Raw genomic sequence first — 26063 nt, 5'->3', positions numbered from 1 at the left:
CCGCCTGAAGGGCCCGTCGGAGACCCGCCGGAGGCGAAAAAAAGCATGGCGCGACCTAAAATCGCGCCATGCTGTTATCTGCGACGAGGGCCGGTTTAGATGCCGAGTTCGTTTTTGAGGTACTGGAAGTCGATGTTTTCTGCCACGAGGTCGGCGCCCTGTTTGATTTTGATGGCGTCGCGGAGTTTGTGGCGTGAGAGGATGGAGTCCATCTTCTTGGCGACGGAGTAGGTGTCTTCGCGCACCATGATGATGGGTGTTTCGAGCACTTCCGAGCGTGTGAGGATGATGTCGTTGGGGTAGAGGTTTCCGGTGAGCACGAGGCAGGGGCAGTCGCCTTCGAGTGCCACGAGCTGCACGTCGGAGCGGTCGCCGCCGACGATGATGGCGGAGTTCTTCTTTTTGCGGAAGTGGGTCATGAAGTTTTCGACCTGCATGGTGCCGATCAGGAAGCTTTCGACGACGCGGTCCGCCTTGTTGTGTGCGGAGATTATCTTGCCGCCGAGGCGGTCTGCGAGGTCGCCGACCTTGATGGCGCCCATGAGGGGGTCTCTGGGGATGACGCCGAGGACCTTGATGCCGCGTCGTTCGAAGAAGGGTGCGAGCAGCTGGTTGACTTCTTCCATGAAGTGCGGGGGCACGTCGTTGAGGATGACGCCTGCGAGCTGGTCGCCGAGGTGTTCCTTCATCATGGCGAGGTAGTCGTATTTGAACTCTTTTTCGAAGCGGTCGATGATGACGGCTTTGATGCCGAGTTTCTTGATGATGGTGACGGCGTCGGTGTCGCAGTATTTGCCGGAATACATGGAGCCGGAGCCTGCCACGAGGGTCAGGTCGCGGTCCTTGGAAATGTTCTGGTAGCAGTCGGCGATGCGGTCGGAGAGGCCGTCGATCTTGCCGGTGAAGGCTTTGACCTTGAAGTCCTGTGTGACCACGACCGGGGTGACCATCTCGGGGTCCTGCTCCAGACCGAGGATGTCCTGCACGAAGAGGGCGTCCTCGTCGCCGAGTTTGCCTTCGGATTCCACGGGCATGGCGCCGACGGGCTTCATGTAGCCGATGTTCAGCCCGTCCTTGAGGAGCTTCTGGCCTATGCCCATGACGATCATGTTCTTGCCTGAGTAACCGCTGGTGGAACCTATGTAGAGACCGGGCATTGCGTGCATCCTTTGTTGTTTCGGTTGGCGCCGGGGTGCTGCGTGGCGCTTTCCATCCTTTCATGCATGTAGCGCATCAGTCCCGCGATTGGCAAGGCTCGCCGAGCACGACGCGTATTCCGGTGACGAGCGCCCCTTCGGGCCCGGCGATGACCGGGTCGAGCTCGGCTTCGAGCACTTCGGGGAAGTCGTCTGCGAACTGGGACATGGTCAGGACGATATCCTCAAGTGCCTTGAGATCGGCGGCCTTCTTGCCGCGTGCGCCCTGCAGCAGGGGGAACAGGCGGATTTCGCGAATCACGGCCTGCGCTTCCTGAATGGTGAGGGGCGCGATGCGGTGCGCCCGGTCGCCGAGGAACTCCGCGGACGGACCGGACATGCCGAATTCGAGCAGGGGGCCGAACTGCGGGTCCTGTTTGATGCGCACGGTGCATTCCGGGGCGTTTTCGGGGCCCATGGCCTGCACGAAGCAGCCGGAGACGTGCGCGTCGGGGCGGTTGCGGGTGGTGGCGGAGGTGATGTCGAAGAAGGCCTGCCGCACGTCGTCGGGGGTGTGCAGGGCGAGCCTGACGCCGCCGAATTCGCTGATGTTGCCGACGCCTTCGGCCACGAGCTTGAGGGCCACTGGGTAGCCGATCTTCTTGGCGTGCTTCACGGCCTGATCCGCGGTGCGGGCCAGCTTGGTCTCGGGGACGGGGAGTTCGTAGGCGTAGGCCACGTCGAAGGCCTGCGGGCCGGAAATCTCGGTCAGGCCGATGTCGCGCATGGACCTGAAGACTTTTTCGGCCTTGCCCCGGTCGCGGCGGAAGCAGATCTCCACCGGGTACTGGCGGGTCTGCCAGCGCCACTGGGTGTACATGGCGTCGGCTGCTGCCACGGCGGGCTCGGGGTAGGCGTAGCAGGGGACGCCGGATTCGAGCAGGAGGTCGCGCCCCGGGCCGACCTTTTCGTCGCCCATGAGGCAGGCGAAAAAGGGCTTGTCGGAGTTTCTGGAGACTTCGGCGATGACCTGTGCGGTCTCCATGATCTCCGCGGATGCCGTGGGCGTGAGCAGCGCGAGGACGCTGTGGGTGGCCGGGTCCTCGGCGACGGCTTCCAGCGCGGCCTTGTAGCGGTCTGCGCCCGCGTCGCCGATGATGTCGATGGGATTGTAGAGGGCCGCATAGGACGGCAGTGCTTCGCGCAGCTTCTCCAGCGTGGCGTCGGAGGGGCGCGGCAGCTCGAGGTCCGAGTTTTCGCAGGCGTCTGCGGCGAGGATGCCGGGGCCGCCGGAGTTGGTGACCACGGTCAGGTTCGGGCCCTTGGGCAGCGGCTGGGTGGAAAAGGCGCGGGCGAGGTCGAACAGCGAGTCGAGGCCGTCGGCCACGATGATGCCGGACTGCTTGAAGGCTGCGGTGCAGGCGGCTTCGGAGCCGGCCACGGCTCCGGTGTGGCTGGATACGGCTCGTGCGCCGGCCTGCGTGACGCCGGCCTTGATCATGATGACGGGCTTGCGTCCGGTGACGCGTGCGGCGGCGTTCATGAAGTCGCGGCCGTTGTCGAGGGACTCCAGATAGCCGATGATGACCGAGGTGGCTGGGTCGTCCCCGAGCGTCTCGAGGGCGTCGGCCTCGGTGATGCCCGCCTTGTTGCCGAGGCTCAGGAAGCGGGAGAAGCCGATGCCGTTTTCCAGCGACCAGTCGAGCACGGACGCGCAAAGGGCACCGGACTGGGAGAAGAAGCCTATGTTGCCGGGCATGGGCGCGTCCTGCGCGATGGAGGCGTTGAGCCCGGAGGATGCGTCGATGATGCCGAGGCTGTTGGGGCCGAGCAGGGTGAAGTTGTACCGCGCGGCCATGTCCGCCATTTGCAGTTCCAGTTCCAGCCCGTCGCGGCCGGTTTCGCGGAACCCGGCGGAGAGCACGGCGATGGCGCCCACGTGGGCCTCGGCCAGTTCGCGCATGGCGTCGAGGACCTTGTCGCGAGGCAGGCAGACGACGCCGAGGTCGGGCGGGCGGGGCAGGTCGGCACAGGATGGGTAGACGGGCAGATCGCGGATGGTTCCGCCTGCGGGATTGACTGGAAAGATTTTCCCCTTGTATCCTGCGGCCTGCAGGTTGGCGACCACGAGGTTCCCCAGTTTCGAGGAGCTGCGCGATGCACCCACCACGGCCACGGAGTCCGGGTGGAAAAGAGCTTTGGACCTGTCGACGGAAATCATCATAAATTTAGGATCTCTTGTGAATATATCATGTCTTGAGGCATCTATCCACTATCGTTTCAGCCAAGTCAAGCACGCGGAAACCGCGCTGACACACAGTTCCTACGCCAACGAGTCCGGCGGGGGCGATCATAACGAACGACTTGAGTATCTTGGAGACGCGGTGCTGGAGCTGTGCATTTCCGAAGAGGGATTCAAGCGTTATCCCGACGCGCCGGAGGGCATTCTTACGCGCATCCGCTCGGACCTTGTCAAGGAGGAAAGCCTTGCAGTCATTGCCAGAGGCATTTCCCTGCACGAGTATATCCTTTTGGGCAAGGGTGAGGAGCGGCAGGGCGGGCGCGACCGCGACGCGCTGCTGGCCGACGCGCTGGAGGCCCTGTTCGGCGCGGTTTTCCTCGACGCGGGGTTCAACCGGGCGCGCGAGGTCATCCTCGCCATGTTCGAGTCCCGCTGGCCGAAAAAGCCGGTTCTGCCGGTCCGCAAGGACTACAAGAGCCGCCTTCAGGAAGTGACGCAGCGGTTGTTTCAGGACCGCCCCCTGTACGTGCTGACCGGAACCCGCGGCCCCGAGCACCAGAAGATTTTCGACGTGGAGGTGACCATCCCCGACGGCCGGACCTTCGACGGCTCCGGCTCCGGCGTGAGGCGTGCGGAACAGCACGCGGCCAGTCACGCGCTCGAAGCGCTCGGGGAGCCCTTCGACTAGGCGGACGCCACCGCCACCAGCCGCTCCAGCATGGCCAGCACCGAGCGCCATGCCTGCGGGCGGAAGTCGCCGTTTTCCAGCATCATGTGGGCGAGTCCGTTGAACGGGCGCATCTCTCTGGGGCTCTCGGACCAGAAGGATTCGTTCAGCAGCTCGCCTTTCGCCACGCCGTTGCGGAACTGTCTGCCGGTCTCGGAGAGGTGGGAAAGCAGCCGCCCCGTTTCCTCGGGCGCCAGCTCCCGGGCCCGCTCCAGCGCCGTTTCCGGGCGGTCCTGCGCCCATAATCCGAAATGATGGCCGAAGAAGGCCTGCCAGAACCCTGAAAGCAGCCGGTCCTCGTCCGGGCGGCACTCCGTCTCGCAGAGCCGCTCAAGATGATACAGGCCGTGCCCGTTGCGCGCGGTGCGGAACAGGTCCAGTCCGGGCAGTCGCATCCGGGCCAGCTGGTCGGCGCTGGCGCCGCGGGCCATGCGGTGGGCGAGGGCGGCGATGCGTTTGGGGTCGAACGGGCCGCGACACTCCAGGCTGTCCCTCACGCACACCCAGCACCCTCTGGCGCAGTCCAGATCCGAGCGCAGCACATAGTGTCCGGGCTGGAACGGTCCGGTCTCCCATGGGTTCACGTTGCCCATGCTCAGGTTCAGGCACTTGAGGCCGGTCCACGCCGCGAGGTGCATGGGGCCGGTGTCCGGGGTGATGAACAGGGCCAGCGTCTGGCCCACCGCCCCGAACTCGTCGAGGCCGAGCCTGCCGCAGAGGTTGAGCGCCGGCGCCTTGGCGAGTCGCTCCACTTCTCTGCCCAGCTCGACCTCGGCGGGGCCGCCGAAGAGCACCGGGCGGAGGCCCCGGTTGAGCAGGGCGAGCACCAGTCCTGCCCAGAAACGCGCCGAAGGGCGCTTGGCCGGTTCGCTTGCGCCCAGAAAGAGCCCCACCCGCGTCACGTCTTCCGGCAGGGTGCGGGGCGTGTCGAAGCGCGTCTCTGCCATGCGCCTGAGCGGGATGCAGTCCAGCGCGTTCAGATCGGCCCAGTGATAGCGATTGTAGCGGTTGTTGCGCACGAGGGAGCTGCGGTACATCTGCCAGTCGCCGTGCACGTATCGCACGCCCTGCGCGTCCATGGACGGCCCGAACCGCTCCTCCGTCTGAAGGTCGTGGCACAGGCGCGCGGCCTTTTCCTGAATGCTCAGGTTCACCACGGCGCGATACTGGCGCTTTCTGAGCACCTCCGCACCGTTCCACGGAATGTACGTGACCTTGGGGGAGACCGGCATCAGGGGGCGGAAAAAGGATTCCTCGGCCGCGACGAGAATCTCGCGTCCGGGGTATTCGCGTGCGAGCCAGAGAAAGAGCGGGAACGACAGAATCAGGTCGCCCATGCGCTGCATCTGGAGCACGAGGACGGGCTTGTCCATGCGCCGAATCCCCGTTTATCCGAAGGTTGCCCGCATGTGCCCGATGAGCGAAGCCATGCGGTGGTCATAGGTGTGCTCGGTCAGAACCCGCCTGCGCCCCGCGTCCGCGATGCGCTGCCGGGCGTCAGGGTCTGCGAGGTAGCGTTCCAGCAGCTCGGGGATCTCGTCCTTGCTGCGGTAGGCGATCACTTCCCTGCCGGGCTCGAAGAGGTCTTCCAGCCCCATGCGGTCGTCCGTGAGCAGGAACGCGCCGCAGCAGGGCACGTCGAACACGCGTTGGTTCACGGCCCCCTTCATCTGACGGCTGGTGCAGTTGAAGTTGATCTCGCTCACTGGGTAGAACGAGGGCAGGTCGTCGTAATAGCTCAGTTCCTTGTGATATCGCCAGCCCTTCACATGCTTGAACAGCTCGGTCCAGCCCTTGTCGCCCACGAGCAGCGGGTTGAAGGGCATGGTCCGCGCGATGCAGTCGCGCCGGTACAGGCAGGTGGCCAGCCACGTGATGTAGGTCTCGTAGGCCAGCTTGCGGCCGGGCTCGATGGCGTCCAGTTCGGCGCTCAGGTCGGGCCGGACGCGGGCGATGAATTCCCTTGCCGTGCGCTCGTCCGCCTCCACGAATTCCTCGGCCAGATCGAAGCTCGCCTCTACCAGCGAGAACGAGGGGCGCGCCGCCACAAAACGGCGTTCGGTCTTGGTCTTCATGGAATTGCCCACAAAGGACACGCGCGCCCGCCACTCTTCGGGAACGGCCCGGTCGCCGGGCACGAACCGCGTGGCGTCGCAGCCCAGCGGCAGGTGGTGGACCGTGTCGAAGCCGAAGCGGGCTAGCGGGGACACCGTGTCCACATCCCACGTGAACAGGGCAGTGCGGCAGCCGGTGAGATTCCGGTAGGTGTCCAGAATGAGGAAGGGGCTGTCCACGAACCATGAGGCCAGCGGGATGTCCGCTTCGGCCAGCAGTTGCGCCAGCACGCCCTCGTGGTCCACGCCCAGATGGTTCACCGTGAGCACGAAGTCCGGCTTGAAATCGTTCAGGGTGTCGCGGACCGTGGACACGAAGGTGTCGAGGTCCATCTCCTTGGTCCCGAAATCCAGCAGTCTGCAAGGTACATCGAGCCTGTTCAGGGCCGCCAGCACTTCTCCGAGCAGGAAATACTGGCTGGTCATGAGCAGAATTCTGGGCGGATTTTCGGGCAACTTCGGCGGGTTGTATCCTTCCGGGTAATTCATTCTTCGAGGTGTACCCCCGCAGGGCCTATATGTCCATGGGTTGGGCGCAAAACGCACGGGAGGAAAAACCTTCCCCCGCGTCTTCCCGGTTAAACTGTCGAAAAAGTGGACCATTTTTTTGGCACGGTACTTGATTGCTTCCGGGGCAAAGGAGTCCGAGATGCAGAATGTTCCCATCAGCGAGCAGCACAAGAATGCGGCCACCAAGTGGCAGTCCGAAGCGGTGAAGAACGTCAACGCCGACATGAGCGGCAATCTGTTCGACGAACTGCTTCTCAAGCAGGCCGAAGTGGTCGGCGAGGACTGCGCCACAGCCTCGGTCTCAGCGGATGACCGCATGGCCGAGACCGCGTCCAGGGCGGTTGACGACAGGGCCGAGGAGTCCCGCGAGCATGAAGTGGGCGAATCCGCGGTCGAGGCGGCCGAGAAGGAGCGCGCGGAAAACCGTCAGGACGAGGTGCCGCCCGAGAAGGCGGCAGACGAGCGCATGACCGAAGAGGATGTCCGGAATCTTGAGGAGGACCTCAAGGAGTACGGGCTGTCCGAAGAGGAAATACGCGACCTTGAAGAGCAGGCCGCCAGTGAGGAAGGCCTGACCTGGGGTCAGTTCGTCGGTTTCCTCTCCCAGAAGATGCAGGGCATGAAGGGCGTTTCCCTGAGCGATGAGCAGGTCAAGGGTCTCACCTCCTTCCTGAACAAACTGGGCTTTGACGCCAAGGGCGCCGAGAAGGTCCTGAACATGCTCCGCAACGGCGACACCGAAAAGGCGCTTGACACCATTCAGCAGAAGCTGGCCGCCATGGGCGACGATGCCAACATCAAGCTCGACAAGAACGAGATAGAGGCGTTCGTATCCGCCATGAGTCTTTCCAAGGAGGCTTCGGCCAAGCTGCGCGAACTCATGAGCAAGGCACAGGATCCCAAGGGGCTGCGCGAAGCGTTCGCCGGTCTCCGCGACGAACTCGACCGCATGGACTCCAAGGATGCCAGGCTGGTTCGGGCCGTGAGCGACGCGCTCAAGGAAGCCACCGCCGAAGGCAAGAATCAGGGTCACGCCGCCAAGCATCTCGGCGCCGACGTGGACATGCGCCAGCGGCTGGCCATGAACGAGCGCGGCAACAATGGCGGCATGAATGCCAACACCGGCCAGAAGGACAGTCGCGACGCGGCCATGGAGTCCTTCATGCAGCCGTCCGGCGAGGGCGAGAGCGAAGCGGATGATTTTTCCTCCTGGAGGTCCTTCTTCTCGAAGCTCCGGGAAGATCCCGCCGCCGGCGGACAGGCCCGCCTGCGCAACGCGGTGAAGACCTCCAACGAGTTCGCCGCGACGCAGAACAGCGCATCCGCCAAGAGCGACACCGCCCAGACCATGACCGAGCGCACCGCCGCCCCGCGCATGGCCAAGCAGGTGGAAAACGCCTTCATCAAGAATCTCGGGCAGGGCAACAAGCAGCTCACCGTCCAGCTGAACCCGGAAAATCTGGGCAAGCTGCACGTGGTGCTCCAGAGCCGTGGGGACGAAGTCCGCGCCGTGATCCGCGCCGACAACCCCGAGACCGCCCGTATGCTCACCGACCAGCTGGAGAGCATCCGCAACTCGTTGCAGGAGCAGGGGGTCAAGGTTTCCCGGCTGGAAGTCCAGACCGGTCTCGGCGGCAGTCAGGACGGCATGAACTGGTTCGGGGAGCAGGGGCACAATATGGCGAAAAATCAGGAAGAAGCCGCTCGCCTGCGTGACAGGATGCGCATGATGCGCGGCGACGCCGATGCTTTGGCACGGGATGTGAACAATCCTGAGCAAAGGGCAAATCTTACCCAACAGGGTCTGCACGTGGTTGCCTGATTCAGGAGGAAGAAGTCATGTCGTACGTTGATACCGGACATATTCTCGGTTCGCAGGAGCGCCGTCTGGATGAAACCAACGCTCCCAAGAACGAATCGGACATCAAGAAGGATGATTTCCTGACGATTCTGGTGGCGCAGCTGACGCATCAGGACCCGATGAACCCGATGAAGGACACCGAGATGACGTCGCAGCTTTCCGAGTTCTCCCAGCTCGAACAGTTGACGAACATCAACACCGGCATTGAGTCCATGCTCGCCTCCCAGACCAAGAACGACATGTTCGACGCCGTCGGCTACATGGGCAAGGACGTGACCGCTCAGGGCTACAAGGTCAGCAAGGGCGACGGCGAGGTCGCCAAGATTTTCTACGGAGCCGGTGAAGCCGTCTCCAAGATCAAGCTGAACATCTACGATCAGGACGGCGCCATCGTGCGCACGGTCGAGATGGGCAGCAAGCAGGCAGGTTCCTACGAGTACGAATGGGACGGCCGCAACGACGCGGGCGAGGAAGTCCCCGACGGCATTTATTCCGTCGGCATCCTTGCAGAAGACACCAACGGCGAGCCGGTCATGATGCAGACCGAGATCGCGGGCAAGGTGTCCGGCGTCGTCAACGAGCAGGGACAGATCTACCTGCGTCTCGAAGACGGACGGTACATCAACTTCGCCAACGTCAAGGAAGTCGTTGATCCCGCGAAGGTCGATGAAACCCCCGACGGGGAAAGCGGAAGCGACGGGGATGCTTCCGAAGACGCCTAGGGCGGATCGAACACAAGGCATAATCGGAGAACCTCAGGAGGTTTACCATGGGTCTTACCGCATCGCTGTATTCCGGCATTACGGGCCTCAACGTCAACGGGGAACGGATGACGGTCATCGGCAACAACCTCGCCAACGTGAACACCACGGGCTTCAAGGCGTCCCGGATGCATTTCGAGGACCTCATGAGTCAGGATATTTCCACGGCCAACGGCTTCGGTCAGGTGGGTCGCGGAGTTCGCGTGGCGGCAGTATATTCCGACTTCGGACAGGGCGCATTCGAGTCCACTTCCGAAACCACGGACATGGCCATCTCGGGCGAAGGCTTTTTCATGGTCTCGCCGAAAACCACGGACGAGGATCTGTACACCCGCGCCGGAGCCTTCCGCTTCGACAAGGACGGATATCTCGTGGACCCGCATGGTTATGTGGTGCAGGGATGGGAAGTGGAACGCTCCACCGCGTCGGTGGCGAGCGCGTCCGTGTCCAACCTGGCGCAGACCGCGTCCACGCGCATCGTGGGAACGCCCACCGATGTGCGTATCGAGAATTTCCAGTCGCCGCCGCAGGTGACCACCAACATCAACATGGTCACCAACCTCGACCCCACCGCGGGGGACAGGACCACCGGCGGCACCAACCCGGGCGAGAGTCCGTATTTCGCCCTGCAGAACGCATGGAACGGCCAGAACGAGCCGCCGCTTGCCACGGGAGGCTACGGGTACAGTTCCACCATCAAGGTCTTTGACGAAGTGGGCGCGCCGCACAACGTCACCACGTATTTCGATCAGGTCCAGCTCTCCAACGCGGGCGGCGACACGGTCTGGGAATACATCGTGACCTGCGAGCCCAACGAGGACGGCCGCATCCTTTCCGGCCAGAACGGGCTGGACACCACGATGGCGAACACCTCCGCCGCAGGCCTGCTCATGGCGGGCACCCTGACCTTCCGCCAGGGCCAGCTGGTGGGACAGAGCGCCTTCACGCTCAAGAGCAACGGCGGCGGCGACCCCAAGTCGCTTGACGACTGGTCGCTGGCCGACATGTCCGTCAACGGCTACCCGCTGTTCACCGCCAACTTCCTCGGCATCTCCAACGCCAGCGCAACCAACCGGCCGGACGCCAACCCCATCGAGATGAACTTCGGCCTGCGCGCCAAGAACCTCTCGAGCAACGGCGGCATCCCGCACAGCCTCGGTTGGGACACCCAGATCGGCAACCTGCCGTCCAACGCGGCCGCCATGACCACGAGCATCAGCAACACCGGCCGTCTGCCCAACATGCGCGATGTGGAGATATCGGCACTGGCGACCCAGAGCTTCGACACCGGCGGCTCGTCCACCATCTTCCAGAGCCAGGACGGCTACGCGGCAGGCGTGCTCCAGAACATGTCCGTATCCCGTGACGGTGTTCTCTCGGGACGTTACTCCAACGGGCAGGTCATCGAGCTGTACGCCGTGACGCTGGCGACCTTCTCCAACAAGTGGTCACTGCGCCGCGAAGGCGGCAACCTGTTCTCCGAGACGCGCGACTCCGGTCCTGCGCTCACGGGACAGGCCGGCGCCGCAGGCAAGGGCACCGTGGACGGCAACTCGCTCGAAATATCCAACGTGGACATGGCAAACGAGTTCGTGCGCATGATCTCCACCCAGCGGGGTTTCCAGGCCAACACCAAGGTCATCACCTCCGCGGACTCCATGCTTAGTGAAGTCATCGCCATGAAGCGCTAAACAGACCCATGACGAAGAAGCCGTAAACGACGGACTCCTTCTCCGATGCCGCCTCCGTCTCCCCGCGGGGGCTGATAGAAAGCGGGCCTTCCGGAATCCCCAACCGGAAGGCCCGCATTTTCTTGTTTCGCGCCGTTGCCGGCGCGGTGTTCTTTCCCGCCGCTTCGTCAGCCGCAAGCGCGCCATGCCGGTAGATTCGGCAGGTCGCGCAGAGCCTTTGCGGACACAAGGGTTTCCGATCGGAATTTTCTTCCCGCCAGAAGCCGCCGAAACACTGACGCAAAGGCGGTCGATTTTGCCATCCGGCCGGAATAACTGTCTTTTCTAGACTTTGTTTACAGGGTTAGTAGCTTGAAAATATTGAACAAAATCCTGTTGGCACGCGAGATGCTTAAAGAGAGCCAAATGGATTTGCGTAACAACAAGGAGGTTACCGATGTCTCTCGTTATTAACAACAACCTGATGGCCATGAACGCGGCCAGAAACCTTTCGGACGCCTACGGCAACTTGTCCACGTCCACCCGCAGGCTGTCCTCGGGTCTGCGTGTCGGGACCGCTGCCGACGACGCCGCGGGGCTGGCCATTCGCGAGCTGATGCGCTCGGAAATCAACTCCATCAACCAGGGTGTGCGAAACGCGAACGATGCCATCTCGATGATCCAGACCGCAGACGGAGCGCTGCAGGTCATCGACGAAAAGCTCATCCGGATGAAGGAGCTGGCCATGCAGGCGTCCACCGGTACGTACAACTCCGACCAGCGTCTGATCATCGACTCCGAGTATCAGGCCATGTCTTCGGAGATCACCCGTATCGCCAACGCCACCGACTTCAACGGAATTTATCTGCTCAACGGAAACCTGTCCGGTCTGGAATCCCAGCACGACGGGTCCGGTCTGAGCGCCACGGGTCCGCTCAAGGTCCACTTCGGTACCAGTAACGACTCGGCGGAAGACTACTACTACATCAAGATCAATGGTGCGAGCGCCTCCGCGCTCGGTCTCGGCCACTCCGCCGCGGACAAGACCACCAACCCCAATGCGGGCAAGACCGTGTCCACGCAGGAACTCGCGCAGCAGGCCATGGACGCCATCAACGACGCGATCATCTCCAAGGACAAGATCCGCGCCGGTCTCGGTTCCCTGCAGAACAGGCTGGAGAACACCATCACCAACCTGCAGATTCAGGCTGAAAACCTTCAGGCTGCGGAGTCCCGCATTTCCGACGTCGATGTGGCGAACGAAATGACACAGTTCGTCCGCAACCAGATCCTGACCCAGTCGGCAGTCGCCATGCTGGCTCAGGCGAACTCGCTGCCTCAGATGGCCATGCAGCTCATCGGCGGTTAATACCGCTAGCGACAGACGAGGGGAAATCGGAAGCCGAAGTGGCGCAGGAAGCGCCCTTCGGCTTCCGTTTTTTGTGGGGTACGAAATGGGCGCCGCGTCAGCGGCTCAGAAGAAGGGATCCGTCGAAGTCGTACACGGCGTATCGGATCCGGACGGCTCTCCCGGCGAATCGGCGGGCATTATCCGTCGCGCGTCGGGCAAGGCTCTCCAGCAGGAAGGGGAACGCGTCGCTGCCCTTGAGCATGTCGAAGACCTGACGGGCGGTGTTCGCCCCTTCGATGGCACCGAGCATGTCCGCCGGGACGCCCGCTTCCCTGCAATGGTCGGCAAGAAGTCCGAAATCCACGGGGTGCGTCTTGGCGTGCGTGTACTCCAGCCCTTGCGCCTGCTTGACCAGCTTGCCCGGAAACACCGCCCACCGCACTTCCTGAAACGATCGCAACGCAGCTTCGCGCATGGAAAAGGCAAAGAAGTCGGCGACCTGCACCAGAGCCTGTTCCGAGGTGTCGGGATGATGCCTCAGGTGAAATTTTTCAGAACGGCGTCCGGTGGTGAAGACCGGAGCCTGCTCGCCGGTGGCGCGGGCAACGTCCAGCGCCTCGCGGATCGAGGCCTTCCACGAGTCGTGGGAGTAGGGTTTGACGATGCCCTGCGTTCCGAGGATGGAGATGCCGCCGGTTATGCCCAGCCTCGGGTTCATGGTGGCCTGTGCCAGCCGTTCGCCCTCGGGCACTTCAATGGTGAGTGCAAGGGAGCGCGGTTGATGGTCGGCAAGAACTTCCCGGACCGAAGCCAGAATCTGTTCGCGCGGAACCGGGTTGATGGCGGGGTCGCCGACCGCCACGGGCAGCCCCGGGAGCGTCACGGTGCCAACCCCTGTTCCGCCACGTATGACGATGTCAGCTTGATCCGTATCGGCAAACGCGACCACGGCGTGGATTTCATGGCCGTCGGTGACGTCGGGGTCGTCCCCCGAATCCTTGATAACCACGGCGCGGGCGACTGCGCCTTCCATGCGGCAGGTGTGCAGCGGCACTTCGATGCGTCCGCCGCCGGGCAGGGGCACATCCGCGGTTTCCGGCCGGTTGCCGGACAGCAGCAGGACGGCCGCGGCTTTTGCGGCAGCCGAGGCGCAGGTGCCGGTGGTAACGCCGGTGCGCAGTGGGGGCATGGCTGACGGTCCCTACTTGACCTTCTTGGGCGGTTCGTACATGTGCACGCTGGCCAGCCGCGCGATGTTCTCGATCATGTTGCCGAAGATCAGCGTGTGGAAGGGGTAGACCGCGTACCAGTAGAGCAGCCCGAACAGACCGCGCGGCATGAAGCTGGCGTTCATGCGCAGCTCGACGGCCTTCTCCCACAGCGGCTCTATGCGAAACTCGAGCAGGGCCTCGCCGGGCAGGCGCATCTCTGCCTTGAGCAGCAGGCGCTTCTTGTCCCGCACGTCCACCACGCGCCAGAAGTCAAGAGCGTCGCCGATGCGCACGGAGTCCGGATCGGTCCTGCCGCGCCGCAGGCCCGGACCGCCGAGCAGCCGGTCCAGAAAGCCCCGGAACCGCCACAGCGGGTCGCCGAAGTACCAGCCGGAATCGCCGCCGATGTGCGCGATGACGTCCCAGACCTTTTCCACGTCGCCCTGAAGCCGGGCCACGTACTTGTCGCGAAAGACCGTGCCGCCCGCGAAGGAGGCGTCTCCTTCGGCTGACCACTCCGGGACGCAGGCGTCGCCGGTGTCGAAGCAGTGGGTGTCCACCTGCATCTGCTTGGTGCGGGCGATGGCGAACTTGATGGCGTCGCGGCAGGAGACGAGGTCCTGCGGGATCATGTCCCGGATGCGGTTGTCGCGGCAGATGACCTCGTTGGCGAGCCCTTCGGCCAGCGGCCGGGCCAGCCCCATGGGCACCGGAGTCACGAGGTTGATCCAGTACGAGGAGAGCCGGGGCGTCATGACGGGCAGTGAAATCAGCCGCTGGCGGCCCAGTCCCGCTTCCTGCGTGTAGATCTGGAACAGTTCGGCATAGGAAAGAATGTCCGGCCCGCCGATGTCCAGCGTCTGGCCGATGGTCTCCGGGGTGTCGAGGCAGCCCGCGAGGTAGCCGAGCACGTTGCGGATGCTGATGGGCTGCGCCTTGGTGTTGACCCAGCGCGGCGTGACCATCACTGGCAGCCGGTCGCACAGGTAGCGCATTATCTCGAAGGACGCGGACCCGGAGCCGAGGATCATGGCCGCGCGCAGGATGGTGGTGTCCGCGCAACCGAGCTTCAGGATGCGGCCCACTTCGGCGCGGGAGCGCAGGTGGTGGCTCAGTTCCGGGCCGTCCTGCGACTCTTCGCCGAGGCCCCCGAGGTAGATGAACCGCTTCAGGCCCGCCTCGTTGGCCGCCTCCACCGCGTTGTAGGCGGCTTCACGGTCGGCTTCGGCAAAGTCCTGCTTGGCGGACATGGAGTGAACCAGATAGTACGCTGTCTCACACCCCTGCATGGCCCTGCGCAGGCTGTCCTCGTCGAAGAGGTCGGCCTCCACCGCTTCGAGGTTTTCGTGGTCGCCCCATGAGCGTGCGGTAATCTTGGCCGTGCTGCGTCCCGCCGCGCGGACTTTCCAGCCTCTGGAGAGGAGCATGGGCACGAGCCTGCCGCCAACGTAGCCTGTGGCGCCGAGCACCAGAACCGGCGGTGCGTCATTGGTATCGCTCACGCTATTCCCCCAGATATTCCTTGCGGGTTATCCAGCCGCGCTCGCGCATGCACTTTTCCCACGCGGAGTAAGCCTTTTCATGTTCGACGAAGTCAACCTCGTCGCGCTGCATCTCGTCGTCGTACTGCGGCTCGCGCTGCCCCACCTCGTTCATCTGCGGATGCTGCTCCTCGGCGAACCGGTGGCATATCTTGCTGTCCTGTTCGAAGATGGCATCCTCCTTGCGCGGGTTGGCGATGTTGGGATTCACCCAGTCCTTGCCGCAGCCGCTCAGGGCGAAGGCGGTCAGAAGCAGTGCGCAAAGGGGCAGGATGGAACGGTGTCGGGTCATGCTTCGCCTCCAATGGGTATTGTGATTTCGATACTGCCGGAAACTGATGCTTCCGCAATGATTTCTATTTGTCGGGGAAGCGTTCCGTGCACAGTTCCCCGGCCGCGCCCCAGTTCTCTTTGGAGACCTCGTCGATGATCACGGTCACGGCCTCGGGCGGGCAGCCCAGTACGCGGCAGGTCTCGCGCGTGGCGGACTCCACGAAGTCGCGCTTGGTCTCCTTGTCGAGCCCTTCCCATGTCTCGAGTCTGAGTATCGGCATGGTTCCCCCCTACGAGCGGTAGTCCGCGTTGATGGAAACGTATTCCTTGGACAGGTCCGAGGCCAGCAGGGTGTATTCGCCCCGCCCCGCGCCGAGGCTGATGCCGATCTCGACGTCGGTCTCGGCCATGACGGGCTTGAGCAGGGCGTCCATGTCGCCCTCCACCGGCCCGCCGTTCTCGTAGACGGTGACGCCGCCGATGGTCAGCACGAGCTTTTCAGGGTTGAACATGGCACCGGAGCGCCCGGCAGCGGCGGTGATGCGTCCCCAGTTGGGGTCGCAGCCGAACAGGGCGGTCTTGACCAGCGGGGAATGTCCCACGGCCCGGGCCACCTGCTCCGCCTCTTCGTCGCTCTTGCCCCCCTTCACGCTGATGTGCGCCACCTTGGTGCCGCCCTCGGCGTCATGGACAATGCTGTAGGCCAGGTCCTGACACACGTGCAGCAGGGAGTGGTAGAGCAGGTACAGGTCATTCTCGCTCTGTGCTTTCACGCCGGTTGCGCCGTTGGCGAGCCCCATGACGCAGTCGTTGGTGCTCGTGTCGCCGTCGATGGTGATGTGGTTGAAGGTCTTCATGGCGGCCGGGGCCAGCATGTCGCGCCATGCCGAGGGGGCCACGTCCGCGTCGCAGCAGATGAAGCCCAGCATGGTCGCCATGTCCGGGCAGATCATGCCCGCGCCCTTGCACATGCCCATTATCGTCACCGTGCCCCCGGAGAGCGCCACTTCTGCCGAGGCGAGCTTGGGCACGGTGTCCGTGGTCATGATGGCCCGGGCGGCCTGTTCCGGGGTGGCCTTGCCGAGGCTGTCCGCCAGCGCGGGGACGGCCTGCTCCCATTTCTCCATGATGAGCTGCGGGCCGATGACGCCCGTGGAGGCCGGAAGAATCTCGTCCGCCGGATACCCGGTGGCGCGGCTGACCATGTTCAGGGTCTCGCGGCACCGCTTGAGCCCTTCCTCGCCGGTGCTGGCGTTGGCCTGCCCGGAGTTGACCAGAAAGGTACTGGCCCGGTCGATGCGGCCGAGCATGGCCTTGCACTGAAGTACGGGGGCGGCCTGAAACAGGTTGCGGGTGAAGACTCCGGCAACCGCGGCGGGGCGGTCGCTGGCGATGAGTGCCAGATCGTCCCGGCCCTCGTGCTTGAATCCGGCCGCGGCCGTGGCGAAGTGAAATCCCTTGGGTATGAATGTCATATGCTTGCTCCCGTGTCGGAGTTGCTGTCGTTGTTCTTTTATTCCTGTTCCGGTCCAATGGCGCCGATCTCGCGCAGGACGCTCTTGGTATACACCATGCGCAGCTTTGCGTGGGCGCGCTCGGTGATCTCCACGTTGGTGGCGAAGAAGGTGGTCTCGGGACCCTTCTCGATCCAGCCGACCATCCACCCGTGCTGCGGGGCGATGCGCTGGGCCCAGCCGCTTTTGGCGCGCATCAGCCAGCCCCGGCCCGAGTCGCGGACCATGATCTGCCTGACGAAGTCCATGTGCTCGCGGTTGAACGGCAGCTTGTTCGCGTGCAGTCGTCGCAGGAAGTCAATCTGCTGGCGCGAGGTGATGCGCAGATCGCCGTCGAGCCAGAAGGAGTCGATGGCGCCGCCGATGTCCGCGTTGCCGTAGCCGATGAGCTCCACATAATTGCGCATGCGTTCGGGGCCGATGCGTCGCGCGATCTTCTGGTAGACCCAGATGGCCGACCAGCGGAACGCCTGTTCCAGCGTCAGGTCGCGGTTCCACGGTTCGAACCCGCGGTCCCTGCCGTCCCATTCGAAGACTTCGTCGGGCTCCACCGCACCCGACTGGAGCGCGATGAGCGTGTGCGGAATCTTGAAGGTGGAGGCCGGCAGAAAGGGCGTTTCGGCGCGCGGACCGTTGCGGATGACCCATTCACCCTGCGGCAGGCGGTATATGGCGATGGATTTCTCGGTGGGCGGGATGTCCTGCGGGACCGTTTCGGTCTTCGCCGCGGGCTTGACGGCGGAACATGCGGCGAGGGCCAGCACGGCCGCGAGAAGCAGTATCTTTCTCATGGGCGGTTTCCGGGTAAGGGTTTTCCGACAATGACAGCAAACGTCTAGCAGATATCGCGGGGCAAGCAAAGCCGGAACGTCTTGCATGAGAATGGCTTTGCCCGTAGTCTGAAACCCTCCCGAAACCCTTTGAGGAGTCGAGCAATGAAGATTTTGCGCGCAGTAATGCTGCTTCCCGTGCTGTGGTTTGCCGCGGCCCTTCCGGCCTCGGCCGAGGAGGCCCCGCTCGTCGAGCAGTCCGTCTATGTCCCGGCCTACTCGCACGTGTATCAGGGTCCCAGAAGCCGCATATTCGACCTGGCCATTCTGTTGAGCATCCGCAACGTGGACCGCAGCACGCCCATCACCATCTCCCTCGTGGAATACTATGATGACCACGGCAACAAGGTCCGCGACTTTCTCGAGGAGCCGGTCGTGCTTCAGCCGCTGGAGACCTTCGAGGTCAAGATCCCCGAGAAGAACACCGACGGCGGCTCCGGGGCCAACTTCATCGTGGACTGGGAAGCCGCGCACAGAATCACCGAGCCCATCATTCAGGCGGTGATGATCGGCGCGGCCTCGCAGCAGGGCATCTCCTTCGTCTGCGACGGCGTGCCGCTGGAGGACTAGCCTCTTGCGCCGAGCTGCTCCAGCAGCAGCCTCCGCGCCGCCTGTTCGTCCAGATTCCTTTCGGTCCAGAGCCTGAACTGGGCCAGCCCCTGATGCAGGAACATCTCCAGCCCCTCGATGGTGCGGCAGCCCGCGGCGTCCGCTTCGCGCAGCAGCCTTGTCCTGAGGGGGTTGTAGACGATGTCGTAAACCACGCAGCCTTCGGGGAAGCGGTCCGCGTCCCACGGGCTGAAAGCCTCCAGATCGCCGGACATGCCCAGCGGCGTGGTGTTGATGATCAATTCCGGGCGCTCGTCCATGCGTGCCTGCCAGTCCACGGCCCGAAAGACGAAGTCGTGCGCGATGATCTCGGCCTTGCTCCGGGTGCGGTTGGCCACGGTGACATTTTCCACATCCAGTTCGCGCAGGGCTGCCGCCGCGGCCCGGGCCGCGCCGCCCGCGCCGAGGATCATGGCGCTTGCTGGCAGTTCGTCGAGCTGCCGCAGCGGTTCGGCCAGTCCGATCACGTCCGTGTTTTCGCCCCAGATGCTGCCGTCCTTCCAGAAAAGCGTGTTGACCGCACCCACGGACTTGGCCCGAAACGTCATCTCGTCCACATACTGCATGACGGTGCGTTTGTGCGGGATGGTCACGCTGGCCCCCCGAATGTTCTCGGAGCGGAAGCGGTCCATGAAGTCGCCGAGGTCCTCGGGCGGAGTGGGCCACGCCTCGTAACGGGCGTCGAGGCCGATGGATTCGAAACCGAAGTTGTGCAGGGCCGGGCTCAGGGAGTGTCCGAGCGGCCAGCCGATGATTCCGTGGATTTTCGTCATGCGCTCACCATAACCGGAAGCGGATTGGAGCGAAAGAGCGCGCGACGGTGAAAGTGACTCCCGAGCGTGGCGCATGAAAAAGGCCCGGCATCGTCATGACGATGCCGGGCCTTTGCCTGATGGCTGGAATCTAGCAGCCGCAGCCGGAGCCGCAGCCGGAGCTGCAATCGCATCCGCCGCCTGCGGCGATGGGATTCTCCGAGGCCACCTGAAAGCCGTAGTCGTTGGCGTCCACGGTGACGGTGCCGGTCGCGTCGAGCAGTTCCTTTTGCGCCAGCAGGGTGATGTTGTCGAAGGAGAACGCGGCGTCCTCTTCGTTTTTCTCGTCAATGGCCAGCATGAGCTGCGGGCCTGCACAACCCCCGCCTCCAAGGTAGACGCGGATGGGCTGGGGTTCGTTGTCTCCAAAATGTTCGCGGATTTTTTCGGCCGCGATGTCGGTCAATTTGATCATGTGTCCTCCTTTGGGGTTCCGTACAGAGGTAAGCACGCATAAAGGCCCGGTCAAATCGAAAACCGCGATTCATCCGCAGTTCAAGAATCCGCAGGCCTGATGCGGTGCCCTCGCTGAGACGATTATACGAAGAACTCCGGCTCTTTGCGGGCAGAGAACTTGGTGCTGAGCATGTCCCGGAACCCTTCCACGCGTTCATGGGTCAGCGAGCGGGCGTCAAAGGGACAGATGCGGGTGCAGGCGCAGCACATCACGCACTTCAGCGCCTCGGTGACCACCTCGTCGGTGACGGTGATGGCCCCCATGGGACAGGAACGGGCACATTCGCCGCACAGCACGCAGCGTTGCGGGTCGGTCTCCGGGGCCACCTCGTTGGGCTGGGTGCCTTCGCGGTGCGGGCGATTGCCCGGCAGTTCGAACTCCGGAAGCGAGGACGGCCTGCCGCGCGAGAGCTTTTCGCGAATCCTGCGGCCGTATTCCTCGGCGCGTTTTTCGTCGTCGAGGTCCGGCCTGCCTTCGGCAACGGGCTTTTCCGGCGTGGAATAGGAGTGCTCGCCAATGAAGGCCGCTCCGGCAACAGGGATGAAGCCGAGGTCTTCGGCGATGTCCTTGAGTTCCAGCAGCGCGTCCTCGTAATCGCGGTTGCCGTAAAGGACCACGAGGGCTGCCGGGCGGCCGTCGCCGTAGACGTGCTCGCGGAGCCGCTCGGCGGCGGGCGGGGCCACGCGGCCCGCGTAGACCGGGACACCGATTACCGCCAGCCCCTGTTCCGGGCTGTTGACGTTCTCGGAGTCGTCCGGCGGGGTCAGGTCCGTGCGGACCACCTCGTCCGGGCCGAGGGTGCGGGCGACCGCCTCCAGAATGCGGCGGGTGGTGCCTGTGGCCGAGAAATATATCAGTTCGACGGGTGCGCTCATGATGCCTCCAGCGGTTTTTTCCATGCGTCTGCGTCCTTCCAGAAGTCGGGCGAGGGAAAGACCTTCCAGCCGTTGCCCAGACGCATGGACACGATGGAATCCTCGGTCTTCATGCGAAGGACCACCGGTGTCTCGCCCCGGTGTTTCTTGATGAGTTCCTGCAGCGAATCCAGCGCCTCGTCAGTGACCTGGTCCTGCCTGAGTTCGATGGGGACGGGTTTGTCGCTGCCGGTGACGTACTTTGCCAGCAGCGAGACCTTTTCAGCCAGAATCTTGGCGGACTTGGGGCCTTCTCCCTCGTCGTCGCGAGAGTCCACCTTGCCCTCGACCATGAATGGCTGGTCTTCGAGAAGCAGCTCGGCGGCTTCGGCATAGACGTTGGGCAGCATGGTCACCTCGCCGGTGCAGGTGAGGTCTTCCGCGTTGCAGAAGGCCATCTTGTCGCCCTTCTTGGTGATGTGCACCTTGTGGTCGGTGACGATGACCGGGACCTTGACCTCCATGCCTTTCGAGAGCGTCTTGCATTCCTCCAGCGTGTTCATGCGCAGCCGCTTCATCTCGTGGCGGTAGGCCAGCAGGGGGTGGCCCGTGAGGAAGAAGCCGATGACCTCCTTCTCCATGGTGAGCATGTCGCGCTCCTCCCATTCGGGAACGTCGCTCGGCTCGGGGCCTGCCATGGCCTCGCCCTCCTGCTTGCCGCCCAGCATGTCCAGCATGTTCAGCATGCCGGAGTCCTTCTCCTTGGCCTTTTTCTGCCCCAGCGCCACGGCGCGCTCCAGATCCTCGGCAATGGAGGCCCGGGTGCAGCCGAAGCATTCGAATGCCCCGGCCTTGTTCAGCGACTCCAACACGCGCTTGGTGACGCGCTTGAGGTTGATGCGCTCGCAGAAGTCGAAAATGTTCTTGAACTTGCCGTTCTGCTCGCGCTCGGCGGTGATCTCGTTGATGGCCTCCTCGCCCACGTTCTTGATGGCGGCCATGGCGTAGAGAATCTCCCCGTCCTTCACCGAAAAGCGGGCCATGCCCGAGTTGACGTTGGGCGGGTTCACCTTGATGTTCATGTCGCGGCAGGCGTTGACGTACATGATGATCTTGTCGGTGTTGCTCATTTCCGAGCTCATGATCGCCGCCATGAACTCCACCGGGAAGTGGGCCTTGAGGTACGCCGTGTAGTAGGAGACCAGCGCGTATGCCGCGGAGTGGGACTTGTTGAAGCCGTATGCCGCGAACTGCTCCATGAGGTCGAAGATGTCGTTGGCCGTCTTCTTGGCGATGCCGTTTTCCTGAGCGCCTTCGAGGAAGCTCTCGCGGTGCTGGGCCATTTCCTCGGGGATCTTCTTGCCCATGGCGCGGCGCAGCAGGTCGCCCTGTCCGAGCGAGTAGCGGCCGATGATCATGGCGCAGGCCATGACCTGCTCCTGATACACGATGACGCCGTACGTCGGGGCCAGCGTCTCCTCGAGAGAGGGGTGCAGGTAGGTGACCTCCACCTCGCCGTGCTTGCGCTTGATGAACTCGTCCACCATGCCGGAACCCAGCGGGCCGGGGCGGTAGAGCGCCAGCATTGCGATGACGTCCTCGAAGCAGTTGGGCTTGAGCAGGCGCAGATACTTGCGCATGCCCGAGGACTCCACCTGAAACACGCCGTCCGTGTCGCCGGTGCTGTAAATCTCGTAGGTCTTGGCGTCGTCAAGCGGCAGGGTGTCCAGGTCCGGGGCCTCGCGCCCCTGCTCGCGGATGATGTCGAGGCAGTCCTCGATGACGGTCATGGTTCGCAGGCCGAGGAAGTCGAACTTGATGAGGCCGACCTTCTCCACCTTCTTCATGTCGTACTGGGTCACGACTTCGCCCTTCTTCCCGGTGTACAGGGGAAGATACTCGGTCATGGGCTTTTCCGAGATGACCACGCCCGCCGCGTGGGTGGAGGCGTGCCGGGCCATTCCCTCGAGGCGTTTGGAGATATCGATGAGTTTGGCGACCTTGGAGTCGTCGCGGGTCATCTCCCGCAGTTCCTGAACGCCCTTGGCCGCGTTCTCCACGGTGATCTTGGCCTTGGGGACGCCCAGCAGCTGAGCCATGACGCCGGGGTCTTCCGGGATCAGCTTGGCGATGCGGTCGGTCTCGGCGAAGCTCAGCCCAAGCGCGCGGCCCACGTCCTTGATGACGGCCTTGGCCTTCATGGTCCCGTAGGTGGTGATCTGCGCCACATGGTCTTCGCCGTATTTGTCGGCGGTGTAGCGCACCACCTCCAGCCTGCGGCGTTCGCAGAAGTCCACGTCGATATCCGGCATGGACACGCGCTCAACGTTCAGGAAGCGTTCGAAGAGCAGATCATACGGGATGGGGTCGATGTTTGTGATCCTGAGCGCCCAGGCCACGATGGAGCCTGCGGCGGAACCGCGCCCCGGGCCCACGGGAATCTTGTTGTCCTTGGCCCAGTTGATGAAGTCCTGCACGATGAGGAAGTAGGCCGGAAACTCCATCTCGCGGATGACGCCCAGCTCGTATTCGAGCCGGTCCCAGTAGACCTTTTCGTCCACCTCGTACGGGGCCACCTCGATGCGTTTTTGCAGACCCTCGCGGCACAGGCGCACGAACTCTTCGTCTATGGAAACGCCCTCGGGCAGCTCGTAGACCGGGAAGGAGTAGTTGCCCAGCTCGATGGTCAGGTTGCAGCGTTCCGCAATGCGCTGGGAGTTCTTGATGGCCTCGGGCACATGGGCGAAGGCGCGCTCCATCTCCTCGGGGGATTTGAAATACAGCTGGTTGGTGTCCATCCGGAACCGCTTCTCGTCGTCCACGGTTTTCTGGGTCTGGATGCACAGCAGGGTGTCGTGCGCCTCGTAGTCCTCGGCGGTGAGGTAGTGGCAGTCGTTGGTGGCCACCAGCGGCAGGCCGGTCTTTTCGCTGCACTGGATGAGCAGGTCGTTCAGCCGCGTCTGGTCGCCGATGCCGTTGTCCTGGAGCTCAAGGTAGAAATTGCCCGGGAAAATGGCCTCGTATTCCCTGGCCATGGCCGCGCCCGCGTCGAGACCCTCGTTCATGAGCTTGCGCGGAACTTCGCCCGCAAGGCAGGCGGACAGGGCAATGAGTCCTTCGGAATGCTGGTTCAGCCAGTGCTTGGTGACGCGCGGCTTGTAGTGGAAGCCGTGCAGGTAGCCCCAGGACACGAGCTTGATGAGGTTCTTGTAGCCCTTGTTGTTCTTGGCGAGCAGCACCAGATGGTAGCCGCCGGGCTTGTCCTTGCGGTTGTGGGCTTCGGCGTCGTCCACGTCGCCGGGCGCCACGTAGACCTCACAGCCGATAATGGGCTTGAGTCCCATGTCCAGAGCGGTGGTGTAGAAGGTGACGGCGCCGAACATGGACCCGTGGTCCGTGATGGCCACGGCGGGCATGCCGAAGTCCTTGGCCTGCTGGCACAGGTCGTTGATGCGGATGGCTCCGTCGAGGAGACTGAACTCCGTATGGACGTGAAGATGGACGAATTCGGCCATGTATATGCTTCGCTCCCTGAAGGCTTTGTTTGCGGAAGCGGCAGTGTATCCGAAAAGGTCTGGATACGGAAGCGGGCAGGGCGTGTGGACCAGAGGACAGTGTCCGCGGGCACAAGCGGAGACATCGTGTTGTCATTGCGTGGCTTTTACGGCTAAGGTTCTTGAGGCTCGAACCGTGGACGAGCACGTTCGGATATTTCGCATCGGGATATATATAGTAATGAACGAACCTTTCCTCGCCATATGGGAACGGCTGCCTCTGATACTGCTCTTCGGCGGCGCGTACCTCGTGTACCGGATGCTGGCGGTGAACGGCCTCACCGAAGCATTCGTCCGGGCCGCCGTGGTCAGGAGCGGGGGGCGGCCTTCGCGCCTAATACTATATATAGTGGTTGCGTCCGCGATCCTGTCCGCGTTCATCCCCAACGCGGTGACAGTGCTGACGCTCATTCCCATACTCAAGACGCTGGACGAGGACTTTCGCCGGGTGGGTGTTGAGACCATGACCACGCCGCTGATGGTGGCTGCCGTCTACGGCGCCGGTATCGGCGGGATGGGGTCCATGATAGGCACGCCCGCCAATGCCGTGCTGCTGGTTGCGTTGGATCTGCTTGCCGTTCCGGGCCGCGAGTCGGTGACGTTCTTCAACTGGTTCCTGTGGTCCGTGCCGCTCGTGGCGATGTTCTGCATCGCGGCGTGGTTCGTGGCGGCCGGGCTGGGGCTGAACCGGAAGCTGCGCGCCGGGAGAATCGCCATGGCCTGCGCCGGACCGGGCGAGCTGACCGCCAAGCAGCGTTTCGGCGTGAAGGCCTTCGTGGTGTTTCTGTTGTTCTGGTCGCTGGAAGCCGTTGCCGGGCAGCTCATTCAAGGGTTTGACCGGGTCGCTCCGTATCTGGCCATGGGATTCACGGTCGCGTATGCCTGTCTCTTATTCATATATAAGGGGAAAGGCGAAGCGCTGCTGCGCGCGCTGGACATGACCAGCGGCATCCCGCGACGGGGAATAGCCTTTCTGCTGCTGCTTGCAGGGGTGTTTGCCGCGGCACGGATGACCGGCGTGGACGAGATCGCGTCTGAATGGATGGGGCAAGGGCTCGTGCTGCCGCTCTCGCCGTGGTGGTTCATGTTCCTGTCCGTGCTCGGGGTGATCTTCCTGACGGAAGTCTTGAGCAACACGGTGGTGGTGGCGGGGTTCTTCGCCGTGGTGCACATGGCGGCTCAGGGGCAGGGGATCGACCCGCTTCCGGTGATGCTGGCTGTGTCGGTGGCGTCCACCTGCGCTTTCATGACGCCGGTGGCCACCCCGGCCAATGCGCTGGCCTTCGGTGAAATGCGCGGGGCTTCCCTTGCCCGGATGATGCTTCTCGGCGCGGTTCTCAATTGCATGGGTGCAATCCTGATGGCCTCGTGGCTCGGATTTGCGCTGCCCCTGATCTATTAGTGAAGGGTTCGCATCGCGAAAAAGCGGCATTGCATACTGCGAAAAGCGAAGAATATAAGGCGTAGGACTGCGGGTATCGCAGGCTGAGTTGGGGCAAGAAGGCAGGGCCGACCGAGGAAGTCCAAAAAGACCTTCAAAATAAGTGTGTAAAATCAACATCTTGAAAATCGAATGAAAGAAAAGCGCATTTTTTCGAAAAAAGCGCTTGACCTGTGAAGGGTGTTTCCGTAGAACCTCTCTTCGTCGCGACGGGGCAGCCCGCACGGGCCAAACGGAGCGACTTGTTCTTTCCAAATATATCGAGCGGTTAGCCGGAGCGGCTTTTCGGAATGTCCCAAACGGGGCGGCCGAAAAAAAGTTAAAAAAACGGTTGACAGGGGCGACGCAAAAACATAGTTTGCCCTTCCTTGCTTCGGCAAGGCGTTCCGAGAAACGGAACTTCGGTCTTTGACAATTAAATAGCGAGTTGAGCGAAAGATCGCTTAATCACATGACCCGTTAGGGTCAGCTTGTGACGAGAGTGATCAAACTAATACTCCAAGTTATTCAACTGGAGAGTTTGATCCTGGCTCAGATTGAACGCTGGCGGCGTGCTTAACACATGCAAGTCGTGCGAGAAAGTCTCCTTCGGGAG

21 protein-coding genes and 1 rRNA gene (1 of these 22 only partly in view) are annotated in these 26063 nt (G+C 63.1%); 8 read left to right on the top strand and 14 right to left on the bottom strand.

Annotated elements, in window-relative coordinates; genetic code table 11:
- Positions 1 to 95: 95 nt before the first annotated feature.
- Positions 96 to 1157 (bottom strand): phosphotransacetylase family protein, encoded by a 1062-nt coding sequence (locus BR24_RS01555; protein ID WP_496539755.1) that lies wholly within the window; start codon positions 1155 to 1157, stop codon positions 96 to 98.
- 76 nt (positions 1158 to 1233) lie between these two features.
- Positions 1234 to 3360 (bottom strand): acetate--CoA ligase family protein, encoded by a 2127-nt coding sequence (locus BR24_RS01550; protein WP_496539754.1) that lies wholly within the window; start codon positions 3358 to 3360, stop codon positions 1234 to 1236.
- A 16-nt stretch (positions 3361 to 3376) separates the two neighbouring features.
- On the opposite strand from BR24_RS01550, the gene rnc reads away from it, so the two are divergent.
- Complete coding sequence (gene rnc, locus BR24_RS01545; protein WP_496539753.1) at positions 3377 to 4066, top strand: ribonuclease III; 690 nt, start codon at positions 3377 to 3379, stop codon at positions 4064 to 4066.
- Here the strand turns inward: rnc and BR24_RS01540 are convergent.
- Both BR24_RS01540 and BR24_RS01535 read right to left on the bottom strand, forming a co-directional pair.
- Positions 4063 to 5478 (bottom strand): glycosyltransferase family 9 protein, encoded by a 1416-nt coding sequence (locus BR24_RS01540; protein WP_496539752.1) that lies wholly within the window; start codon positions 5476 to 5478, stop codon positions 4063 to 4065. The genes rnc and BR24_RS01540 overlap by 4 nt on opposite strands.
- A 15-nt stretch (positions 5479 to 5493) precedes the next feature.
- Positions 5494 to 6645: a CgeB family protein gene (locus tag BR24_RS01535; protein WP_496539751.1), complete on the bottom strand. Its 1152-nt coding sequence runs from the start codon at positions 6643 to 6645 to the stop codon at positions 5494 to 5496.
- A 223-nt stretch (positions 6646 to 6868) separates the two neighbouring features.
- Between BR24_RS01535 and BR24_RS01530 the strand changes: the two genes are divergently transcribed.
- From BR24_RS01530 to BR24_RS01515, 4 genes are all read left to right on the top strand, one after another.
- Positions 6869 to 8551 (top strand): flagellar hook-length control protein FliK, encoded by a 1683-nt coding sequence (locus BR24_RS01530; RefSeq protein ID WP_496539750.1) that lies wholly within the window; start codon positions 6869 to 6871, stop codon positions 8549 to 8551.
- Positions 8552 to 8568: 17 nt separating this feature from the next.
- Positions 8569 to 9312, top strand: a complete 744-nt coding sequence (locus BR24_RS01525) for a flagellar hook assembly protein FlgD (RefSeq protein ID WP_496539749.1) — start codon at positions 8569 to 8571, stop codon at positions 9310 to 9312.
- A gap of 47 nt (positions 9313 to 9359) precedes the next feature.
- On the top strand, positions 9360 to 11042 hold the full coding sequence (locus tag BR24_RS01520) for a flagellar hook protein FlgE (RefSeq protein WP_496539748.1): 1683 nt from the start codon (positions 9360 to 9362) through the stop codon (positions 11040 to 11042).
- Positions 11043 to 11478: 436 nt separating this feature from the next.
- Positions 11479 to 12390, top strand: a complete 912-nt coding sequence (locus BR24_RS01515; RefSeq protein WP_018125905.1) for a flagellin N-terminal helical domain-containing protein — start codon at positions 11479 to 11481, stop codon at positions 12388 to 12390.
- Between the two features lie 97 nt (positions 12391 to 12487).
- On the opposite strand, the gene cbiD is transcribed toward BR24_RS01515, so the two are convergent.
- The 6 genes from cbiD to blaOXA all read right to left on the bottom strand — a co-directional run bounded on the left by cbiD (position 12488) and on the right by blaOXA (position 17702).
- Positions 12488 to 13561: a cobalt-precorrin-5B (C(1))-methyltransferase CbiD gene (gene cbiD / locus BR24_RS01510; RefSeq protein WP_496539747.1), complete on the bottom strand. Its 1074-nt coding sequence runs from the start codon at positions 13559 to 13561 to the stop codon at positions 12488 to 12490.
- A 12-nt stretch (positions 13562 to 13573) separates the two neighbouring features.
- Complete coding sequence (locus BR24_RS01505; RefSeq protein ID WP_496539746.1) at positions 13574 to 15085, bottom strand: SDR family oxidoreductase; 1512 nt, start codon at positions 15083 to 15085, stop codon at positions 13574 to 13576.
- Between the two features lies 1 nt (position 15086).
- Positions 15087 to 15416: a hypothetical protein gene (locus tag BR24_RS01500; protein WP_496539745.1), complete on the bottom strand. Its 330-nt coding sequence runs from the start codon at positions 15414 to 15416 to the stop codon at positions 15087 to 15089.
- Between the two features lie 64 nt (positions 15417 to 15480).
- Positions 15481 to 15678, bottom strand: coding sequence for a tautomerase family protein (locus BR24_RS01495; RefSeq protein ID WP_496539744.1), 198 nt, complete (start codon positions 15676 to 15678; stop codon positions 15481 to 15483).
- Between the two features lie 9 nt (positions 15679 to 15687).
- Positions 15688 to 16872, bottom strand: coding sequence for a bifunctional glutamate N-acetyltransferase/amino-acid acetyltransferase ArgJ (gene argJ, locus BR24_RS01490; protein ID WP_496539743.1), 1185 nt, complete (start codon positions 16870 to 16872; stop codon positions 15688 to 15690).
- A 38-nt stretch (positions 16873 to 16910) separates the two neighbouring features.
- Complete coding sequence (gene blaOXA / locus BR24_RS01485) at positions 16911 to 17702, bottom strand: class D beta-lactamase (protein WP_496539742.1); 792 nt, start codon at positions 17700 to 17702, stop codon at positions 16911 to 16913.
- A gap of 144 nt (positions 17703 to 17846) precedes the next feature.
- Between blaOXA and BR24_RS01480 the strand changes: the two genes are divergently transcribed.
- Positions 17847 to 18311 carry a DUF3124 domain-containing protein gene (locus tag BR24_RS01480; RefSeq protein WP_496539741.1) on the top strand — a complete coding sequence of 155 codons (465 nt, stop codon included), beginning with the start codon at positions 17847 to 17849 and terminating at the stop codon, positions 18309 to 18311.
- Here the strand turns inward: BR24_RS01480 and aroE are convergent.
- From aroE to dnaE, 4 genes are all read right to left on the bottom strand, one after another.
- Positions 18308 to 19123, bottom strand: coding sequence for a shikimate dehydrogenase (gene aroE / locus BR24_RS01475; protein ID WP_496539740.1), 816 nt, complete (start codon positions 19121 to 19123; stop codon positions 18308 to 18310). The genes BR24_RS01480 and aroE overlap by 4 nt on opposite strands.
- Before the next feature lie 130 nt (positions 19124 to 19253).
- Positions 19254 to 19577, bottom strand: coding sequence for an IscA/HesB family protein (locus tag BR24_RS01470; RefSeq protein WP_496539739.1), 324 nt, complete (start codon positions 19575 to 19577; stop codon positions 19254 to 19256).
- Positions 19578 to 19699: 122 nt separating this feature from the next.
- Complete coding sequence (locus BR24_RS01465) at positions 19700 to 20494, bottom strand: 4Fe-4S binding protein (RefSeq protein WP_496539738.1); 795 nt, start codon at positions 20492 to 20494, stop codon at positions 19700 to 19702.
- A complete protein-coding gene (gene dnaE, locus BR24_RS01460; RefSeq protein ID WP_496539737.1) occupies positions 20491 to 23988 on the bottom strand; it encodes a DNA polymerase III subunit alpha in 3498 nt (1165 codons plus the stop codon). The genes BR24_RS01465 and dnaE overlap by 4 nt, the downstream gene beginning before the upstream one ends.
- Before the next feature lie 220 nt (positions 23989 to 24208).
- On the opposite strand from dnaE, the gene BR24_RS01455 reads away from it, so the two are divergent.
- Entirely contained in the window at positions 24209 to 25429 is a 1221-nt protein-coding gene (locus tag BR24_RS01455) for an SLC13 family permease (protein ID WP_496539736.1), read from the top strand.
- 547 nt (positions 25430 to 25976) lie between these two features.
- A 16S ribosomal RNA gene (locus tag BR24_RS01450) occupies positions 25977 to 26063 on the top strand (it continues 1467 nt past the right edge of the window).

The organism is Pseudodesulfovibrio halophilus DSM 5663 (genome assembly GCF_059568665.1).
The sequence above is the reverse complement of the archived record's forward strand: the minus strand, read 5'-3'. Positions and strand labels throughout refer to the sequence as shown.

Excerpts from the sequence above, each read along its gene's own strand:
- BR24_RS01555 (WP_496539755.1), bottom strand. The coding sequence starts at position 1,157 with ATGCCCGGTCTCTACATAGGTTCCACCAGCGGTTACTCAGGCAAGAAC.
- BR24_RS01550 (WP_496539754.1), bottom strand. The coding sequence starts at position 3,360 with ATGATGATTTCCGTCGACAGGTCCAAAGCTCTTTTCCACCCGGACTCC.
- BR24_RS01540 (WP_496539752.1), bottom strand. The coding sequence starts at position 5,478 with ATGGACAAGCCCGTCCTCGTGCTCCAGATGCAGCGCATGGGCGACCTG.
- BR24_RS01535 (WP_496539751.1), bottom strand. The coding sequence starts at position 6,645 with ATGACCAGCCAGTATTTCCTGCTCGGAGAAGTGCTGGCGGCCCTGAAC.
- BR24_RS01530 (WP_496539750.1), top strand. The coding sequence starts at position 6,869 with ATGCAGAATGTTCCCATCAGCGAGCAGCACAAGAATGCGGCCACCAAG.
- BR24_RS01525 (WP_496539749.1), top strand. The coding sequence starts at position 8,569 with ATGTCGTACGTTGATACCGGACATATTCTCGGTTCGCAGGAGCGCCGT.
- BR24_RS01520 (WP_496539748.1), top strand. The coding sequence starts at position 9,360 with ATGGGTCTTACCGCATCGCTGTATTCCGGCATTACGGGCCTCAACGTC.
- BR24_RS01515 (WP_018125905.1), top strand. The coding sequence starts at position 11,479 with ATGTCTCTCGTTATTAACAACAACCTGATGGCCATGAACGCGGCCAGA.
- cbiD (WP_496539747.1), bottom strand. The coding sequence starts at position 13,561 with ATGCCCCCACTGCGCACCGGCGTTACCACCGGCACCTGCGCCTCGGCT.
- BR24_RS01500 (WP_496539745.1), bottom strand. The coding sequence starts at position 15,416 with ATGACCCGACACCGTTCCATCCTGCCCCTTTGCGCACTGCTTCTGACC.
- BR24_RS01495 (WP_496539744.1), bottom strand. The coding sequence starts at position 15,678 with ATGCCGATACTCAGACTCGAGACATGGGAAGGGCTCGACAAGGAGACC.
- argJ (WP_496539743.1), bottom strand. The coding sequence starts at position 16,872 with ATGACATTCATACCCAAGGGATTTCACTTCGCCACGGCCGCGGCCGGA.
- blaOXA (WP_496539742.1), bottom strand. The coding sequence starts at position 17,702 with ATGAGAAAGATACTGCTTCTCGCGGCCGTGCTGGCCCTCGCCGCATGT.
- BR24_RS01480 (WP_496539741.1), top strand. The coding sequence starts at position 17,847 with ATGAAGATTTTGCGCGCAGTAATGCTGCTTCCCGTGCTGTGGTTTGCC.
- aroE (WP_496539740.1), bottom strand. The coding sequence starts at position 19,123 with ATGACGAAAATCCACGGAATCATCGGCTGGCCGCTCGGACACTCCCTG.
- BR24_RS01470 (WP_496539739.1), bottom strand. The coding sequence starts at position 19,577 with ATGATCAAATTGACCGACATCGCGGCCGAAAAAATCCGCGAACATTTT.
- BR24_RS01465 (WP_496539738.1), bottom strand. The coding sequence starts at position 20,494 with ATGAGCGCACCCGTCGAACTGATATATTTCTCGGCCACAGGCACCACC.
- dnaE (WP_496539737.1), bottom strand. The coding sequence starts at position 23,988 with ATGGCCGAATTCGTCCATCTTCACGTCCATACGGAGTTCAGTCTCCTC.
- BR24_RS01455 (WP_496539736.1), top strand. The coding sequence starts at position 24,209 with ATGAACGAACCTTTCCTCGCCATATGGGAACGGCTGCCTCTGATACTG.